This window comes from Streptomyces sp. NPDC001858 (genome assembly GCF_053594615.1).
Genome location: NZ_JBSFEV010000002.1, coordinates 461670 through 478641 on the forward strand (window position 1 = coordinate 461670; position 16972 = coordinate 478641).

Annotated in this window: 13 protein-coding genes and 1 pseudogene; 3 read left to right on the forward strand and 11 right to left on the reverse strand. The window is 71.5% G+C overall.

Features of this window, described 5'->3' with window-relative positions:
• Nucleotides 1-48: 48 nt before the first annotated feature.
• Nucleotides 49-2640 carry an aminopeptidase N gene (gene pepN, locus ACWCPF_RS04610; protein WP_451043460.1) on the reverse strand — a complete coding sequence of 864 codons (2592 nt, stop codon included), beginning with the start codon at nucleotides 2638-2640 and terminating at the stop codon, nucleotides 49-51.
• A 153-nt stretch (nucleotides 2641-2793) separates the two neighbouring features.
• On the opposite strand from pepN, the gene ACWCPF_RS04615 reads away from it, so the two are divergent.
• A complete protein-coding gene (locus tag ACWCPF_RS04615; protein WP_451043461.1) occupies nucleotides 2794-3438 on the forward strand; it encodes a mycothiol-dependent nitroreductase Rv2466c family protein in 645 nt (214 codons plus the stop codon).
• Between the two features lie 57 nt (nucleotides 3439-3495).
• Nucleotides 3496-3589: pseudogene (locus ACWCPF_RS04620) on the forward strand (SAM-dependent methyltransferase); the annotation flags it as partial.
• Between the two features lie 51 nt (nucleotides 3590-3640).
• Here the strand turns inward: ACWCPF_RS04620 and ACWCPF_RS04625 are convergent.
• From ACWCPF_RS04625 to ACWCPF_RS04670, 10 genes are all read right to left on the reverse strand, one after another.
• Nucleotides 3641-4903 carry an RNA-guided endonuclease InsQ/TnpB family protein gene (locus tag ACWCPF_RS04625; protein ID WP_451043462.1) on the reverse strand — a complete coding sequence of 421 codons (1263 nt, stop codon included), beginning with the start codon at nucleotides 4901-4903 and terminating at the stop codon, nucleotides 3641-3643.
• A 125-nt stretch (nucleotides 4904-5028) separates the two neighbouring features.
• Nucleotides 5029-5673, reverse strand: a complete 645-nt coding sequence (locus ACWCPF_RS04630; RefSeq protein WP_451043463.1) for a response regulator — start codon at nucleotides 5671-5673, stop codon at nucleotides 5029-5031.
• A complete protein-coding gene (locus ACWCPF_RS04635) occupies nucleotides 5670-6830 on the reverse strand; it encodes a sensor histidine kinase (protein ID WP_451043464.1) in 1161 nt (386 codons plus the stop codon). Before ACWCPF_RS04635 ends, ACWCPF_RS04630 begins: the two co-directional genes overlap by 4 nt.
• Nucleotides 6831-6862: 32 nt before the next feature.
• The gene (locus ACWCPF_RS04640; RefSeq protein WP_451043465.1) at nucleotides 6863-9082 is read right to left on the reverse strand and encodes an MMPL family transporter; all 2220 of its coding nucleotides are present in this window, start codon (nucleotides 9080-9082) and stop codon (nucleotides 6863-6865) included.
• A gap of 196 nt (nucleotides 9083-9278) precedes the next feature.
• Nucleotides 9279-10172, reverse strand: coding sequence for a TauD/TfdA dioxygenase family protein (locus ACWCPF_RS04645; protein ID WP_451043466.1), 894 nt, complete (start codon nucleotides 10170-10172; stop codon nucleotides 9279-9281).
• Nucleotides 10173-10194: 22 nt separating this feature from the next.
• Complete coding sequence (locus ACWCPF_RS04650) at nucleotides 10195-11556, reverse strand: LLM class flavin-dependent oxidoreductase (protein ID WP_451043467.1); 1362 nt, start codon at nucleotides 11554-11556, stop codon at nucleotides 10195-10197.
• 123 nt (nucleotides 11557-11679) lie between these two features.
• A complete protein-coding gene (locus ACWCPF_RS04655; RefSeq protein ID WP_451043468.1) occupies nucleotides 11680-12414 on the reverse strand; it encodes an ABC transporter ATP-binding protein in 735 nt (244 codons plus the stop codon).
• Nucleotides 12390-13262: an ABC transporter permease gene (locus ACWCPF_RS04660; RefSeq protein WP_451043469.1), complete on the reverse strand. Its 873-nt coding sequence runs from the start codon at nucleotides 13260-13262 to the stop codon at nucleotides 12390-12392. Before ACWCPF_RS04660 ends, ACWCPF_RS04655 begins: the two co-directional genes overlap by 25 nt.
• Complete coding sequence (locus ACWCPF_RS04665; protein ID WP_451043470.1) at nucleotides 13259-14326, reverse strand: ABC transporter substrate-binding protein; 1068 nt, start codon at nucleotides 14324-14326, stop codon at nucleotides 13259-13261. The genes ACWCPF_RS04660 and ACWCPF_RS04665 overlap by 4 nt, the downstream gene beginning before the upstream one ends.
• Before the next feature lie 254 nt (nucleotides 14327-14580).
• Nucleotides 14581-15810 (reverse strand): ROK family protein, encoded by a 1230-nt coding sequence (locus ACWCPF_RS04670; RefSeq protein WP_451043495.1) that lies wholly within the window; start codon nucleotides 15808-15810, stop codon nucleotides 14581-14583.
• Between the two features lie 457 nt (nucleotides 15811-16267).
• On the opposite strand from ACWCPF_RS04670, the gene ACWCPF_RS04675 reads away from it, so the two are divergent.
• Nucleotides 16268-16846 (forward strand): biotin transporter BioY, encoded by a 579-nt coding sequence (locus ACWCPF_RS04675; protein WP_451043471.1) that lies wholly within the window; start codon nucleotides 16268-16270, stop codon nucleotides 16844-16846.
• Nucleotides 16847-16972: the final 126 nt, after the last annotated feature.

Consider the following 16972-nt stretch of genomic DNA (forward strand, 5'->3'; position numbering starts at 1 on the left):
GACGGCGCCGCAGCGAAACGGCGACACATCGCGGCACTTCCTGCGGAGCTAGCCGGCGCTGCCGCCCTGCGCCCGCAGTGCCCGCGCCAAGTCGTCCCGCGCCTCCAGCACCAGTCGGCGCAGCGCCGGGGCCGCCGACTCGTGCGCCGTCAGCCACGCGTCCGTCGCCGCCAGCGTCTGCGGCGAGTCCTGGAGCGCCGGGAACAGACCCCGGACCACGTGCATCGCGATCTGGATGGAGCGCTGCGACCAGATGCGCTCGATCGACGCGAAGTACTTCTCCGCGTACGGCGCGAGCAGCTCCCGCTGCGAGGGCTGGTCGAAGCCCGCGATCGTCGCCTCCACCAGCGCGTTCGACAGCGTGTCCGACTCCACCAGCTGCGCCCAGGCCTGCGCCTTGACCGCCGCCGACGGCCGCGCGGCGAGACAGCGCACCTGGTGGCGCTTGCCGGACGCGGTGTCGTCACGGGCCAGCTCGGCCGCCGGCGCCGACTCGTCCGCGACGCCGTGCGCCACCAGCGGCTCCAGGAACACCCAGCGCAGCTCCTGGTCGACCTCCAGCCCGTCGATCTTCGCCGTGCCGTCCAGCAGCCCCTGGAGCAGCGCGAAGTCGGAACCCGAGGACGCGGCCGACGCGAAGAACCGGGCCCAGGCCAGCTGGTGCTCGCTGCCCGGCTCGGCCGCCCGCAGATTCCGCAGCGCCGTCTCGGCGAGGATCCGCTCGCCCGTCGGCCGCCACTGCTCGGGCGCGTAGTGGACCAGCGCCGAGTTCACCCACGCGTGCAGCATCTGCAGGACGCCGATGTCGGACTCGCGGTGCGCGAACCGCGTCACCAGGTCCACGAAGTCGGACGCGGGCAGCGCCGCGTCCCGGGTCATGTTCCACAGCGCCGACCAGCACAGGGCGCGGGCCAGCGGGTCGCTCGTCGCGCCCAGGTGCTCGCGCAGGGTGGCGAGCGAGGTCTCGTCGAAGCGGATCTTGCAGTAGGTCAGGTCGTCGTCGTTGACCAGCACCAGCTCGGGCGCCTCGGCGCCGGCCAGCTCCGCCACCACCGTACGGGGGCCGTCGACGTCCGTCTCGGCACGCGCGTACCGCTCCAGGCGGCCGTCCTGGAGCCGGTAGAGGCCGATCGCGACCCGGTGCGGCCGCAGCTCGGGGTGCGACTCCGCGGCCTCCTGCAGCACGGCCAGCTCGCTCACCCGGCCCGCCGAGTCCAGCAGCACCTGCGGGGTCAGCGAGTTCACGCCGGCCGTCTGCAGCCAGGACCGCGCCCAGACGGCCATGTCCCGGCCGCTGGTCTCGGCGAGCACCGAGAGCAGATCGCCGAGCCGGGTGTTTCCGTACGCGTGCCGCTTGAAATAGCGGCGCGCTCCCTCCAGGAACGCGTCCTGCCCGACGTACGCCACCAGCTGCTTCAGGACGGACGCGCCCTTGGCGTACGTGATGCCGTCGAAGTTGAGCTTGGCGTCCTGGAGGTCGCGGATGTCGGCCGTGACCGGGTGCGTGGAGGGCAGCTGGTCGGCCCGGTACGCCCAGGCCTTGCGACGGTTGGCGAAGGTGATCCAGCCGTCGGTGAAGCGGGTCGCGCCGACCAGCGCGAACGCGCCCATGAAGTCCGCGAAGGACTCCTTCAGCCACAGGTCGTCCCACCACTGCATGGTGACCAGGTCGCCGAACCACATGTGCGCCATCTCGTGCAGGATGACGTTCGCCCGCGCCTCGTACGACGCCCGGGTCACCTTCCCCCGGAAGACGTACTCCTCGCGGAAGGTCACCAGGCCCGGGTTCTCCATCGCGCCGAGGTTGTACTCGGGGACGAACGCCTGGTCGTACTTCCCGAAGGGGTACGGGTAGTCGAAGCGGTCGTGGAAGAAGTCCAGGCCCTGCTTGGTGATCAGGAAGACGTCGTCGGGATCGAAGTGCGGCGCGAGGCCCTTGCGGCACATCGCGCCGAGGGGGATCTCCAGCGTCGTGCCGTCGCCCAGGTCACGACGGTAGGTGTCCGTCACGTAGTGGTACGGACCGGCCACGACACAGGTGATGTACGTCGAGATCGGCTTCGTCTCCGCGAACCGCCACAGCCCGTCCGCCCGCTCGCCGGCGCCGTTGCTCCACACCGTCCACGCCTCGGGCGCGCGCACCTCGAAGCGGAACGGGGCCTTGAGGTCGGGCTGCTCGAAGTTGGCGAAGACCCGGCGGGCGTCGGCCGGCTCGTACTGCGTGTACAGGTACACCTCGCCGTCCTCGGGGTCGACGAAGCGGTGCAGGCCCTCACCGGTGCGGGAGTAGGCGCAACGCGCGTCGACGACGAGCTCGTTCTCGGCGGCCAGATCGTCCAGGAGGATCCGGGCGCCGTCGAAGACCTCGCCGGGGTCGAGATCGCGGCCGTTGAGGGAGACGGCCGTCACACTCGGCGCGATCAGGTCGGCGAAGCTGGACGCGCCGGGCTCGTTGCAGCGGAAGCGCAGCGTGGTCACCGACCGGAAGGTGCGAGGCTCGTCCCCGCCCGGGTCGCCGGTCGGACGGCCGCTCTCCTCGTCCACCGCCGACCGGATGTCGAGGGACACGTCGTACCCGTCGACGGACAACAGGGCGGCCCGCTCCTGGGCCTCGTCGCGGGACAGGTTCTCACCGGGCACGGGCGGTACTCCCTCGGCATGTCATGGGATGGATCTCGTGGTCAGCAGCGATCCTGCCATGCGCCCCTGACGCCGGGAGGCAGGGAATGTGCGGCACGGGCGACGGTGTTGACGGGAGAAGTCTGTGTTGCTGAGGACCTTCTGAGGAGAGACATGTCGGAGAAGACGCCCGTCGACTTCTGGTTCGACCCGCTGTGCCCCTGGGCCTGGATGACGTCGCGCTGGGTCCTGGAAGTCGAGAAGGTCCGCGACATCGAGGTCACCTGGCACATCATGAGCCTCGCCGTCCTCAATGAGAACCGGCTCGACGAGCTGCCCGAGGAGTACCGCGAGATGCTCGCGGTCAAGGCATGGCAGCCCGTCCGCGTGGTCACCGCCGCCTGGCAGCTGCACGGCGCCGACGTCCTCGGCCCGCTGTACACCGCGCTCGGCACCCGTATCCACAACAACGGCGAGGGCCCGACCGTGGAGGCCATCGCGGGCGCCCTCGCGGACGTCGGCCTGCCCGCGTCTCTGATCGAGTACGCCGAGCAGTCGGACTTCGAGTTCGACGCCCAGCTGCGCGCCTCCCACAAGGAGGGCATCGAGAAGGTCGGCCAGGACGTCGGCACCCCGGTCATCGCCGTCCCCGGCCCCGACGGCGAGCAGATCGCCTTCTTCGGCCCGGTCGTCACCCCCGCCCCCAAGGGCGAGGAGGCCGCCCGCCTGTGGGACGGCACCGTCGCCGTCGCGTCGGTCCCCGGCTTCTACGAGCTCAAGCGCACCCGTACCAAGGGCCCGGACTTCAGCAACCTGTAACGAAACCTGCGCGACACGGCCCCCGCGAGCAGCCCTCGCGGGGGCACGATGGTCTCCATGACGGAGATCGACACCTCGGTACCCCATTCGGCCCGCATCTGGAACTAACTGGCTGGGCGGCGCGGCGGCCGGCAAGGACAACTACCCGTTGACATCCTCCCCCTCTTAAAAGTGGGGGATTTCAACCGTTTCGGGTTGAGGTTCACGGACGTTCTTCGACCGCGTGGGCGGTGTCTTCCCTCCGGCACCGGCTGTGCGCCGGGGGCGGGGATCCCGCCCTGTCCTGCCGCGACGCTGGCTGCTGCGTTGGTGTCCGCGTTACAGGTGAAGCCGCAAGAGGAACAGACGAACTCGGCTTGGCTCTTGCGCGAGTTCTTGTCGATCCACCGCAGGCACTGCACCGCAGAGATGTGTAGGGGGCGGGCACGTCCTCGACCCGGCCCGGCGCCTTGTGCCCGGTGCGCTGCCGCAGCAGGCCCCAGCCCTGGGCGAGGACGGCCCGGTTCAGCCCCGTCTTCTGCCGGACGCCCCGGCCGGGCCGCTCCACGGTGCCCTTCGCGGAGCGGGTCATGTTCCTGATGTCCAGCTTCTCGAACCGGATCACGTCGTAGGCGCGGGCCAGCATCGTGCTGGTCTTCTCGCACCAGTCCTTACGGCGGTTCGCCTCCCGCGCCTTGAGCTTCGCGGCCTTCGCGTACTCGGCGGTTTTGCGCTCACTGCCTCTGGGGGCGCGGGCGGCGCGCCGCTGGTGCTTGCGGATCTGGGCGCGTTCGCGGGCGGTGAGCTGCGGGCAGTTGAGTTTCCGGCCGTCGGAGAGGGCGGCGGTGACGGTGACGCCGCGGTCGATGCCGATGACCTCACCGGTGCCGGGCGTCTCGGCCGGGTCGGGGATCACAGCGAACGCGACATGCCACTCTCCGTTGCGGAAGGTGACCCGGAACTTCTTCGCGCCCGGCAGCCTCGCACCCTTGCCTCTACGGCTGAGGCGGAAGCGGACCCAGCCGCAGCCGGGCACCTTGACCTGCGCCCACCGCCGGTTCAGCTTCCGCACGACCACCGAGCGGCCCATGACCTGCCTGCCGGTCTTCGCATTCAGCTTCACCGAGCCGTCTGCGTGGCACTCGGGCACGCGGTCGGTGCCGATGACCCGGAAGCCCTCATGCGTGAACTTCTTGCGCCAGGTCGGGTCGCCGAACCCGGACGTGAAGCGGGCGTTCTTGGCCGTGGCGAAGTTCTTCAGCGCCTGCTGCTGCACGTCCGCGTTCCCGGCGGCCAGCCACTCGTTGCCGCGCCGGGCCTCGGTGAGCTGACGACACTGTTCCGCAAAACCGGGGGCGGGCCTGCGGCCCGGCCTCCAGTGCGCGTGCTGCTCGACGGCGAGGTTCCACACGTACCTCGCGTGCGCGCAGTGCAGCAGCATCTGCTGCTCCTGCCCGCCCGTCGGGTACATCCGAAACCGTGCCATGCCGCGAACGTAGAGCACACACCCGGCCTTGCGGTCCGGCCAGGCCCCGGCTCCGCGGCTCGGCCCGCAGGCAGGTCCGACCCCGCCGCAGCCCCGGCCGCCGGGCCCGCCGCCCGGGCCCCGGGTTACGGCGGGGGCAGCAGCCCGCGCTCCATGGCCACGACCACCGCCCGGGTGCGGTCGTTCACGTCGAGTTTGGCGAACAGCCGCAGCAGATGGGTCTTGACGGTGGCCTCGGAGATCACGAGACGGCGGCCGATCTCGGCGTTGGTCAGCCCGTCGGCGACCGCCCCGAGGACGTCCGTCTCGCGGGCGGTAAGCGCCTCCTGGACCGGCCGCCGCAGCCGGGCGACCAGCTTCTGCGCCACCCGGGGCGCGAGCACCGTCTCCCCGCGCGCCGCCGCCCGGATCGCGTCGACGAGCTGCTCGCGCGTGGTGTCCTTCAGCAGGTAGCCGATGGCGCCGGCCTCCACCCCGCGCTCGATGTCCGCGTCCGTGTCGTACGTCGTCAGGATCAGCACCCGGGTGCGCGGATGGCGGGCGACGATCTCGGTCGTCGTCCGCACCCCGTCGAGGACCGGCATCCGCAGGTCGACGAGGGCCACATCGGGGTCGTGCCGCTCGACGAGGTCGAGCCCGGCCCGGCCGTCGCCCGCCTCGCCGACGATCTCGATGCCGTCCTCCCCGGCCAGCAGGGCCACCACCCCGGCCCGCATGACGGTGTGGTCGTCGACCACCACGACCCGCAGCACGGCCGCGTCGCCGCTCATACCGGAATCACCGCCAGCACCCTCGTGCCGTCCCCGATCGAACTGGTCACCGTCAGCCTCCCGCCCAGTTCCGCCAGTCGCTTGCGCATGCCGTCCAGCCCGAAACCCACCGCGTCCCCCACCACGAACCCGGCGCCGTCGTCGGTGATCTCCAGCTCCACCCCGTACGGCCGCCGGGCGAGCACCAGCCCCACGGTCGACGCGCGGGCGTGCTTGCGCACATTGGCCAGCGACTCCTGCGCGCAGCGCAGCAGCGCGATCCGGGTCCGCTGGTCGCAGTCGAGATCGGTCAGGTCGGCCGCCACGGTGAGCCCGGTGTCCTCCGCGAACCGGTCCAGGACCCGGCGGAGCGTGCGGGCCAGCGACGCCGACCCGTCCGGCGGACGGCCCGAGCCGACCAGCTCCCGCGCCTCCGCCAGGTTCTCCCGGGCCGTCGACTCGATCGAGCGCAGCTGCCGCGCGGCCCGGCCCGGGTCCGCCCCGAGCTCCGTGCGCGCGGCCTCCGCCAGCACCACGATCGACGCGAAGCCCTGCGCCAGGGTGTCGTGGATCTCCCGGGCCAGCCGCTCCCGCTCGTCGGCCGCGCCCTGCCGCTGGTGGGCGGCGGACAGTTCCGCCTGGGTGCGCTCCAACTCGACGATGAGCGCGGCGCGTTCGGTGCTCTGCTCGACCACCGCCCGCGCCCACAGCCCGATCAGCACCCCCACCGCCACCACGATCAGCGTGCCCGTCGCCGTCTCGCCGAAGAACTCCCTCGACCAGCCCTGCCCCACCCAGCTTCCCGCCAGCGTCAGGGTGGCGGCCAGTCCGAGGAACCCCAGGGAGATCCGCGGACTGCGACCGAACATCCAGTAGTGGGGGAGCGTCGCCATGAACAGCGACGCGTAGCCGGTGCGCAGATACGCCAGTCCGCCGAGCGCCACCACCAGCACCGCGAGGTAGCCGTGCGGCCGGACGACGGGGTTGTCCGGGAAGCGGTGCAGGACCCCGTAGCTCAGCGCCACGCCGCCGAGCAGCGCGAGGGCCGCGTACCGGCTGCCGCCGTCGCCCAGGGCGGTGACGATCCCGACCGCCATCGCGGCGAACAGGACCCAGCACACGGCGTTCCACCGGCGCAGCGTCGTCGCCCAGAACACATCGACGGAAGGTAAGGGCATGGGTACAGGCGTGGGGGTGGTCATGGGCATGGTCATACGGAGGAACGTATGCCGGACGGCGCCGTGCTCGCCGCGGGTTTCGCCGGCCGCCCCGTCCGGCCCGGCCACCAGCTGCGCTCGCCGAGCAGCAGCATCGCCGAGGGCAGGATCAGGATCCGCACGACGAAGGCGTCCAGCAGCACGGCCGCCGCGAGCACGAACCCGATCTGCTTCATCTCGATGATGTGCAGGAAGACGAAGCTCGCGAACACGGTCGTCATCACCACCGCCGCACTGGTCACCACGCTCGCCGACCGGCGGACCCCGTCGAGGACCGCCTGCCGGGTCGGGGTCCCCGCGAGGACGGCCTCCCGGATCCGGCTGACCACGAACACCTGGTAGTCCATGGACAGCCCGAACAGGATCACGAACAGGAACAGCGGCACGCGCGAGCCGATCGAACCGGTGGAGTGGAAGTCCAACAGCCCCTCGGCCCACGTGTGCTGGAACACCAGCACCAGCAGCCCGAGCGCGGCCGCCGCCGACAGCAGGTTCAACCCGACGCCGAGCAGAGCGAGGACGACGGAACGGAACGCGTACAGCGTCATCAGGAAGGTCACGAGCAGCAACGCCCCGAGCACCAGCGGGAGTTTGCCGTTCTGGTGGGCCGGATAGTCGGCGTACCGGGCCACGTCACCGCTGACGCCGTACTCGGCGCCGGAGACCTGGCCGACGGTCTTCGGCAGGTACGCGTGCCGCAGGCGGTCGAGGGAGTCGTACGCCTGGTCGGAGTTCCCGAGGTGCGGCACGCGCAGTTCGAGGGTGCTGACGCGGCGGTCGGCGGAGCTGCGGATCCGGGGCCTGCCGGTGAACAGCGGGTCGTCGTCGGTGAGTCGGACGAGCCCGGCGAACGCGGCGGCCACCTCGTCGGCCTGCGCGGCGTCGGCGCGCACGACGACCTGATGGGTGACCCGCTGCTCGGGGAACGCCTCGTTGAGCCGGTCGTACACCCGCATCGCGGGGATCTCGCGGGAGTGCGTGTCCCGGCTCATCTCCGTGATCTGCAGACCGGCCAGCGGGACGACGAGCGCGAGCAGCGCGAGGACCGACCCGCACAGGGTGGCGAGGGGATGCCGGGCGGCGGGCCGCAGCAGTGCCGTCCAGACCCGGCCGCCGCCGTCGCCGCGGGTGGGCCGGGGCGGCTTCCCGCGCTCCGCACGCCGGGACGCCCTGCGCTCCGCGCGCCGGCCCAGCACGGTGAGCAGCGCGGGCAGCGCCGTCAGGGAGCTGGCCATCGCGACCAGGACGACCACGACGGTGCCGGTGGCGAGGGAGGAGAAGATGACGTCCGAGGCCAGATACAGCGTGGCGGTCGAGGCGACGACCGCGAACCCGGAGACCACCACCGCCCGCCCCGAGGTCGCCGCCGCCAGCTCGACCAGCGCCTCGGAACCGAGCCGGCCCCCGCCGCGGGCCCGTTCCTCGCGCTCGCGCTTCAGATAGAAGAGCGTGTAGTCGACGCCGACGGCGAGGCCGATCATCAGGATCACGTTCGTGCCGACCCCGGTGTCGGGGGAGACGTGCGAGGCGACCATCGACAGCCCGACGGCCGCCGCGATCGACGACAGCGCCAGCAGCAGCGGCACGGCGGCCATGGTGAGCGAGCCGAACACGATCAGCAGCGTCAGCAGCGTGACCGGCAGGGTGATCTTCTCGGACAGCGCGAGGTCGTCCCCGCGCTGCTCGTCGACGCCCTTGCTGATGGAGGGGCTGCCGGTCTCCTGGAGCAGCAGCTCCGGGTGGGCCCGCTGGACGGCCGCCGTCTGCGCGGTGAGCGCGTCGACCTTGTCCTTGGCGTCCCGCTCCTCGCCCTTCAGGGCCACCTCGACCATGAGGATCCGGCCGTCGGCGGAGCGGACCGGCGCGGCCACCGCCGCGACCTCGGGCAGCCGTTCCATCCGGGCGGTGAGCTCGCGGACGGCGGACTCGGCGCTCTCGGCGCTCTCGGCTGCGGAGCCGCCGAGCGCTCCCGACCGGGCCGAGACCAGCACCTGCTCGGTGGACCGGCGCTCCAGGCGCCCCTCGGCCGCCATGGCCTCGGCCCGGCCGGCCTCGCCGACCCGGTAGTCGGCCGTCCGCGCGCTGTTCATCCCGACGGCGCCGCCGACCGCCAGACACAGCGCCACGAACACCAGCCAGCCGATGATCGCCCGCCAGGGATGCCGGGCGCTGGAACGCGCTATGCGCACCGTGGGTGAGTCGATTGATGTCATGCCCAAAAGCCTTGCGGACCAGGCCAGTTGACGGACAGCGGCACCCGGTGGAACTTCCCGTCCACCGATCGGTGGACGGGAAGCGCCCCAAAGGGGCGAGGGGCGCTGACATCTGCGGCTCCGCCGCGCGGGCGCGACCAGCCACGACGGCGCCGCACCGAAACAACGGCATATCGCGGCCCCCCGAGCGGAGCGCTTACGCCGCCACGGGCGTGTAGTGCGCCGCGTCGCCCTCGATGGAGTAGCTCTCCTTGCCCTCGATGCCGACCGGCACATCACCGGCCACGGTCACCCGGTGCAGCCGGCGCGGCAGACCGTTGTAGTTGTCGATGGCGTAGTGCTGGGTGATCCGGTTGTCGAACAGGACGAGCTGGTCGACGGACCAGCGGTGGCGCAGGATGTTCTCCGGCCGGGTGACGTACGTCTGGAGCAGGTCGAGGATCTTGCGGGACTCGGCCGGCGACAGGCCCACGATCCGCTGCGCGAAGCCGCCGATGAACAGCCCGCGCTCGCCGGTCAGCGGATGGACGCGGACCACCGGGTGGACCGTGCGGTACTTGATGGAGGTGAACTGGGCGCGGGCGGCGGCGTGTTCCTCGTCGAGCTCCTCGGCCGGCACGGCGTAGTCGTAGTCGTTGGTGTGCTCGGCCCACAGGGTGTCGGCCAGCCGGCGCAGCGGTTCCGGCAGGTCGCGGTAGGCGGCGGCGGAACTGGCGATCAGCGTCTCGCCGCCGTACGGCGGGATCGTGATGCTGCGCAGGGTGCTGGCCTGCGGCGGGTTGAGGACGAACGTGACGTCGGTGTGCCAGTGGTTGGCGGCCCGGCCGCGTTCACTGTCGACGGGCAGCACGTTCGGCGCGGAGTCGACGGACGCGACCGTCGGGTGGGCGGTGGTGAGGTCGCCGAAGTGGCGGACGAATGCCTGCTGGCTCGCGTCGTCCAGCCGGACGTTGTCGAAGACGAGCGCCTTGTGGACGTTGAGCGCCTCACGCAGGGCGGCGACGGTCTCCGCGTCGAGCGGCGCGGAGATGTCCACGCCGGAGACCTGGGCGCCGATGTTCGCGGTGACCTTGCGGATCTCGATGGACATGAAAGACGTCCTTTCAGAAGAGTCAGACGAGTGCTGGCTGGGTGGCCTGGGCGGGCTGGTTCGGCCGGACGTGCTGGTTGGCGGGCCGCGGGAGGCCGTACCTCTCGCGCAGGGTGGTGCGCGGGCCGTACTCGCTGCGCAGCAGACCGCGGGCGCGCAGGATCGGCACGACATGGTCGACGAAGGCGTCGAGGCCGGAGGGCAGGACCGCGGGCATGATGTTGAAGCCGTCGGCGGCGCCCTGGGTGAACCAGGTCTCGATCGCGTCGGCGACCTGCTCGGGCGTGCCCGCGAAGGTGAGGTGCCCGCGCCCGCCGCCGAGCCGCCCGATCAGCTGCCGCACGGTGAGCCGCTCCCGCCGGGCGAGCTCGACGATGAGCGTGTAGCGGCTCTTGGCCCCCTCGATCGCGCTCTCCGGCGGCAGATCGGAGGGCAGCGGGGAATCCAACTCCAGCACACCCGGCTCCAGTTGGAGCAGCTGCTCCAGCCGCTGGATCCCGTGCGCGTGGACGATGTGATCCTCCAGGACCTGTTCGTGCGCCCGCGCCTCCGCCTCCGTCGAGCCGATCACCGGCACGATCCCGGGCAGCACCTTGAGGTGCTCGGGGTCCCGGCCGCCCTGCCGGGTACGGGACTTGAGGTCGGCGTAGAAGGCCTGCGCGTCGGCGAGCGTCTGCTGCGCGGTGAACACCGCCTCCGCGTACCGGGCGGCGAACGCCTTGCCGTCCTCGCTCGACCCCGCCTGCACGAGCAGCGGGTAACCCTGCGGCGAGCGAGGGACGTTGAGGGCGCCCTCGACGCTGAAGTACGTGCCTCGGTGCCGGGGCGGGTGGATCTTGTCGTCGTCGCCCCAGACGCCGGACGACTTGTCGGCGACGATCGCGTCGTCCTCCCAGCTGTCCCAGAGCTTCAGCGCGACATCCAGGAACTCGGCGGCACGCGCGTACCGCTCGGCGTGCGCGGGCTCGGCTTCCAGCCCGAAATTCCGCGCCGCCTCCGCACCGGCGGTGGTGACGATGTTCCAGCCGGCCCGCCCGCCGCTGATGATGTCCAGCGACGCGAACTTGCGGGCCAGGTTGTAGGGGGAGTTGTAGGACGTGGACGCGGTGGCGATCAGCCCGATGTGCTCGGTGGCGGTCGCCAGCGCGGTGAGCAGCGTGAGCGGCTCCAGGGCGCCGGCCGGACGCTGGGCGATATTGCCCCAGAGCTGCGGCCCGTCGGCGAGAAACAGCGAGTCGAAGGTGCCGCGTTCGGCGATCCGGGCCAGCTGCACGTAGTGATCCAGCTCCACATGAGCAAACGGATCACTCTCCGGAAGCCGCCAGGAGGCTTCGTGATGCCCGGTACTCATGAGGAATGCGTTGAGGTGGAGATGGCGGGGCATGGTTGATCCTTTGGTTGTTTCAGCCCGTCTGGGGATCCCCCCTCTGGGGGAGTTTGAGGACGAGGCCCGTTCAGGGCCGAAGCGGGGGCCTGGGGGCGGCAGCCCCCAGACGGCGGCGGACGGTCACCCCACGTCCTCGGTCACACCCAGCGCCGCCAGCAACCGCTCCCGATACTCCCCGAGCAACGGATCCCGATAAGACCGCGGATGGGGCCGATCGATCGCCAGATCGAGCCCGACGCGTCCGTGATCAAGGACAAGCACCCGATCCGCCAGCACGATCGCCTCGTCCACGTCATGGGTGACCAACAGCACGGACGGCCTGTGCCGCTCCCACAACTCCCGCAGCAACGCATGCATCTTGATCCGGGTGAGCGCGTCCAGCGCCCCGAACGGCTCGTCGGCGAGCAGCAGTTCGGGCTCGCGGACCAGCGAACGGGCCAGCGCCGCCCGCTGCGCCTCGCCGCCGGACAGCTCGTTGGGCCAGGCCCGCTCCCGCCCGCCGAGCCCCACCTCGGCGAGGGCGGCCCGCCCCTTGCGGTCGGCCTCCTTGCCGTCCAGCCCGAGCAGGACGTTGTCCAGCACGCGCCGCCAGGGCAGCAGCCGGGAGTCCTGGAAGACCACCGACACCCGCTCGGGGGCGGTGAGCTGCCCGCTGCCGACGACCTCGTGGTCGAGGTCGGCGACCGCCCGTAGCAGGGTGGACTTGCCGGACCCGCTGTGCCCGAGGAGCGCCACGAACTGGCCGGCGGGGATGTCGAGATCGATGCCGTCGAGGACCGTACGCCCGTCGAACGACCGGGTCAGTCCGCGCAGTCGGACGGCGGGTCGGGTCAGTTGCTCAGTGTGCGGCGCCACGACAGCACCCTCCGTTCGACGATACGGACCGCGCTGTCGGAGATCAGTCCGAAGACGCCGTAGATGAGGAGTCCGACGAGGATGACGTCGGACTGGCCGTAGTTCTGGGCCTGGAACATCAGGTAGCCGAGGCCGCTGGTGGCGTTGATCTGCTCCAGGACCACCAGCCCCAGCCAGGAGCCGGTCACCCCGAGCCGGAGTCCCACGAAGAATCCGGGCAGCGCGCCGGGGATCACGATCTGCCGGATGAACTGGACCTTCGACAGGCCCTGCACCTCGGCGAGTTCGACGAACCGATGGTCGATGCCGGACAGCGCGGCATGCGTGTTCAGGTAGATCGGGATGTAGACGACGATGGCGATGATCGCGATCTTGAAGGTCTCGCCGATGCCCAGCCAGAGGATGAAGAGCGGGATCAGGCCGAGGGTCGGGATCGCCCGGTTGAGCTGCACGGTTCCGTCGATCAGCGCCTCCCCGGTCCGGCTCAGCCCGGAGGCCAGCGCGAGCGTGACCCCGGCGGTCAGACCGATCGCGAAGCCGTACCCGGCGCGTTCCAGCGAGGTGAGGATGTCGGTGGTCAGCGTCCCGTCGGTCCACAGGTGGACGCCGGTCTCCAGCACCGTCCAGGGTGCGGGGATCGCGCCGGTGTCCAGCTGCCCGGCGGCCGAGGCGGCGGCCCACAGGGCGATGAGCAGCAGCGGCCCGAGGAGCCGGACGGCGGGCAGCCGGCGGCCGGGGGCGAGACCGCGGCGCCGTCGGCGGCGGGGGCGGGGGCGGCCGGGGGAGTCGTCGTCGACGGCGACTGCGGGGGCCGCGCCCAGGGCGGTGGTGGTGGTCATGGCGGTCAACTCCGGTACTCGGCGGCTACGGACTGCGCGGCGATGCCCTCGAAGCGGTGGTCGAAGAGCGAGGAGACGTCGAACTTCTTCACGAAGCCGCCCTCCGCGAGCAGGTCCGCGGTCTCCTGCTCCCACTTGATCGCCTCCGCCCAACTCGGCGGGAACAGCGGCTTGTTGGCGAGCGCGGTGATCGCCTTCGCCTGGTCGAGGGTCAGGTTCTGGGTCTTGACGTAGAACTCCTCGTTCCAGACGTCCGGGTGCTCGTACTGCCAGACCTGGCCCTGCGCCCACTGCGGGATGTACGCGGCGACCGCGGCCGCCTTCGCCTTGTCGTTCAGCACGGACGCCGGCGCCCACAGCAGGTTGAGCAGGTCGACGACGTCGGTGGTGACGACCCGGGCGCCCTTGGACTCGTACTGCTTGAGGTAGGCCGGGGACTGGCTGTTGGCGAGCGGTGCGATGTCCACCTGGCCGGACTGCAGGGCGGTGAGGAACTGGTTGCTGGTCAGCGGGACGAGCTTGACGTCGTCGTACTTCAGGCCCGCCTGCTTCAGCGCCCGCAGCAGGACGACGCCCTGCGCCTGCCCCTGCGAGAACGCCAGCTTTTTCCCCCGGAAGTCCTCGACGGTGTGGATGTCGCTGCCCGGCTTGGTGGCGAAGAGATAGTTGGGCTTGCGGGTGATGTTGATCGCGACGATCTTCGCGTCGAATCCCTGGTAATGCGCCTGGATCGGCGGAATGCCCGCGTTGTTGGCGAGATCCAGGGACTTCGCGCGAAAGGCGTTGATGACATCCGGGCCGGCCCCGATGTTGAGCCAGCCGGCCACCTTGAACGGCAGCGCCGGCAGATCCGCCAGCTCGAACTGCAACTGCTGGATGTTCTGGAAGGACGCGATTTTCAGGCTCGTGCCGGCGGGCACCTTGTCGGCGAGCGGAGCCGTGGAGGCGCCCTCGCCACCGGTGGCGGCACTGCTCTCGGCGCAGCCGCTGAGCCCGGCGACCCCGGCGGCGGCGCCGAGCAGAGAAGCGAGGAAGAGACGTCGGTCGACACCGGACGCACGGGAAACGGGCATGGGAGAACCCCCAGGGGAAACGGCGGAAAGGCATACGGAAACGCATACGGAAACGCATACGGAAACGCATACGGAATTACGGAAGTGCGGGCATGGCTATGGCCCGACAAAGAAAGCTCACGCGTGAAAGGCGGAGAGAGAAGAGGAGGGGCGCGCTCCCGGCGCGCCGGGGCGTCAGCAACAGAAGGTGCGACAGCTCATGGAACGATATTCCCGTCCTGGGGCAAGGCCTGTCAACATTCGGAGTTTCTGAATTAACTGGGCGCGACGCCGGGCACGGCATCGCGCCCGGCCGAGGTGCCCAGCGGATCCCGGTACAGCACGTCCAGGGCCACCGCGCCGCCCGCCACGGCCAGCACGGAGTGCCCGAAACTCGCGGGCAGGACGCAGTCCGCGCGCCCCGCCCCGACCTCGGCGCGCAGTGCGGCCAGGCAGTCCTCCCGGAACAGCACGCCCACCTCGGTGACGACGACCCGTTCCGGATTGAGCACGTCCAGCAGCAGCCCGGCGGCCCGCCCCACCATCCGCGCCCGCTCCCGCAACAGCCGGACGGCGACCGGGTCCCCGGCGTTCGCGGCGGCGAGCACATGCATCGGGTCGAGCCCGTCGCTCACCCCGGCCGCCGCAGCCCGCCGGCACAGCGTCCGCTCGCTCAGCTCCGCCTGGAGGCAGCCCACGCGTCCGCAGTCGCAGGGCTCGGCGCCGCCGGCCAACGGCAGATGCGCGATCGCGCCCGCCTGCGAACGCGGCCCGTGATGCACCTCGTCGTTGGTGGCGAACGCCGCGTCGACCACGTTCCCGACGAACAGCTGCAGCAGGCTCCGGCTGCCGCGCGCCCGTCCGAACAGCCGCTCCGCGTTGACCAACGCTCGCGCGTGCCCGTCCACATGGACCGTCAGCCCGCTGCGGGCGGCCAACGCCTCCCGCACGGGCACCTCCCGCCAGCCCAGCAGCGGATGCTCGACGACGGTCCCCGAATCCCGGTCCACCCAGCCGCCCACGGCGACCCCCGCCCCGAGGGCCAGGCAGCCGGGAGCCTCGTCCAGCAGCGCGCCGAGCCCGTCGGCGGCCCGGGCCAGCACCTCGGACGGTTCGAGGCTGCGATGCCGCAACTCCCGCCGCGCCACCACCCGTCCGCGCAGATCGAGCAGCGAGACGGTCGTGTACGGCACCGCCACATGCACCCCGCCCACCACCAGCCGGGAGTCGTCCAGGTCCACGGGGACGTGCGGACGGCCCACCCCGTTGCTGCGCCGGGGCACGGCCGACTCGCGGATCAGCCCGAGCCCGGCGAGCCGGGCGCAGTGGTCGGTGACGGAGGCGGGGGACAGCCCGGTCAGCCGGGCGATGGTGGAGCGCGCGACCGGCCCGTGCTCCAGCACGGACCGCAGGATCACGCTGGCGCTGGTGCGCCGCCGGTCGCTGTCGGCGACCCGGTGGGCGACGGGAGAGGTCCGGGCGGGGGGAGCCGCGGTACGGGGCATGGGAGCCATGGGGAACTTCCTCGGAAGTCGGGAGCCGGTCCGACACTGCGCCGTCCGTGGGGCGCGGCGCGCCGGGTGACCGACTCCGCCCGCCTCACACCGGAGGGCGACAGGCGGCCGCGCCGACGCGCCGCAGGTCGACATGGCGACGCGACGAGAAGTTCAGGGCCTGGGCCTGGGCAACCATGGCCGGAAGCGTAGGGCAGGAAAGGTGAATCCGACCAGACCACTAGGATTCCTTTGGTGAGAACACACAATCTCGCCGTGTTGCCGAAAGGTGAGCGAAACATCCCCACCTCAGTGATCGGCGTCACGCCGTACCGGGTGTAACCGGCATCCTTTGTCCGGAGCCGACCAAGGTCGCCTTCCCCCCTTTGTCGAGCGCTGACGGTGAGCGGCCCGTGATCGCTGGGATAGCGTCGCGGTGTCCCGACCGTCCCCACCCCGCGGAGTCCCCATGAGCACCGCCGCCGTCACCGCCGCCCGTCCCGGGCAGGTCCTCGCCGACCTGCTCCCCGCCTCCCGTGTCCGGGACCTCGCGCTCGTGCTCGGCGGTGCCGCGCTGACCGGCCTCGCGGCCCAGATCGCGGTCCCGGTCCCCGGCACCCCGGTCCCGGTGACCGGCCAGACCTTCGCCGCGCTGCTCGTCGGCACGACCCTCGGCACCCGCCGAGGAGTCTCCGCGCTCGCCGTGTACGCGCTGGCCGGGCTCGCCGGCGTGCCGTGGTTCGCCGACGGCACCTCGGGCCTCAGCGTCTCCTTCGGCTACATCCTCGGCATGATCCTCGCCTCCGCCGCCGTGGGCGCGCTGGCCCGCCGCGGCGCCGACCGCTCCATGCCGCGCATGGCGGGCGCGATGCTGCTGGGCGAGGCGATCATCTACGCCGTCGGCGTCCCGTACCTGGCCTACGCCGCGGACATCTCCGCCTCCGCCGCGATCGCGGCCGGCCTCACGCCGTTCCTGGTCGGCGACGCCCTCAAGGCGATCCTGGCGATGGGCCTGCTGCCGACGGCCTGGAAGCTCGTCAAGCGCTGAGGCGAGCTGTCTGCGATGTGCGAAGGGGGCGTGGCCTGACGGAATCCGTCAGGCATCGGCGCGCACCTGGAGGAGCTGTTCCCGGGCATGGAGGTGCTGGAGCACCACGCCTTCCGGCTCACCCGC

Coding starts and splice junctions, on each gene's coding strand:
- ACWCPF_RS04615 (WP_451043461.1), top strand. CDS start 2,794: ATGTCGGAGAAGACGCCCGTCGACTTCTGGTTCGACCCGCTGTGCCCC.
- ACWCPF_RS04625 (WP_451043462.1), bottom strand. CDS start 4,903: ATGGCACGGTTTCGGATGTACCCGACGGGCGGGCAGGAGCAGCAGATG.
- ACWCPF_RS04630 (WP_451043463.1), bottom strand. CDS start 5,673: ATGAGCGGCGACGCGGCCGTGCTGCGGGTCGTGGTGGTCGACGACCAC.
- ACWCPF_RS04635 (WP_451043464.1), bottom strand. CDS start 6,830: ATGCCCTTACCTTCCGTCGATGTGTTCTGGGCGACGACGCTGCGCCGG.
- ACWCPF_RS04640 (WP_451043465.1), bottom strand. CDS start 9,082: ATGACATCAATCGACTCACCCACGGTGCGCATAGCGCGTTCCAGCGCC.
- ACWCPF_RS04645 (WP_451043466.1), bottom strand. CDS start 10,172: ATGTCCATCGAGATCCGCAAGGTCACCGCGAACATCGGCGCCCAGGTC.
- ACWCPF_RS04650 (WP_451043467.1), bottom strand. CDS start 11,556: ATGCCCCGCCATCTCCACCTCAACGCATTCCTCATGAGTACCGGGCAT.
- ACWCPF_RS04665 (WP_451043470.1), bottom strand. CDS start 14,326: ATGCCCGTTTCCCGTGCGTCCGGTGTCGACCGACGTCTCTTCCTCGCT.
- ACWCPF_RS04670 (WP_451043495.1), bottom strand. CDS start 15,810: ATGCCCCGTACCGCGGCTCCCCCCGCCCGGACCTCTCCCGTCGCCCAC.
- ACWCPF_RS04675 (WP_451043471.1), top strand. CDS start 16,268: ATGAGCACCGCCGCCGTCACCGCCGCCCGTCCCGGGCAGGTCCTCGCC.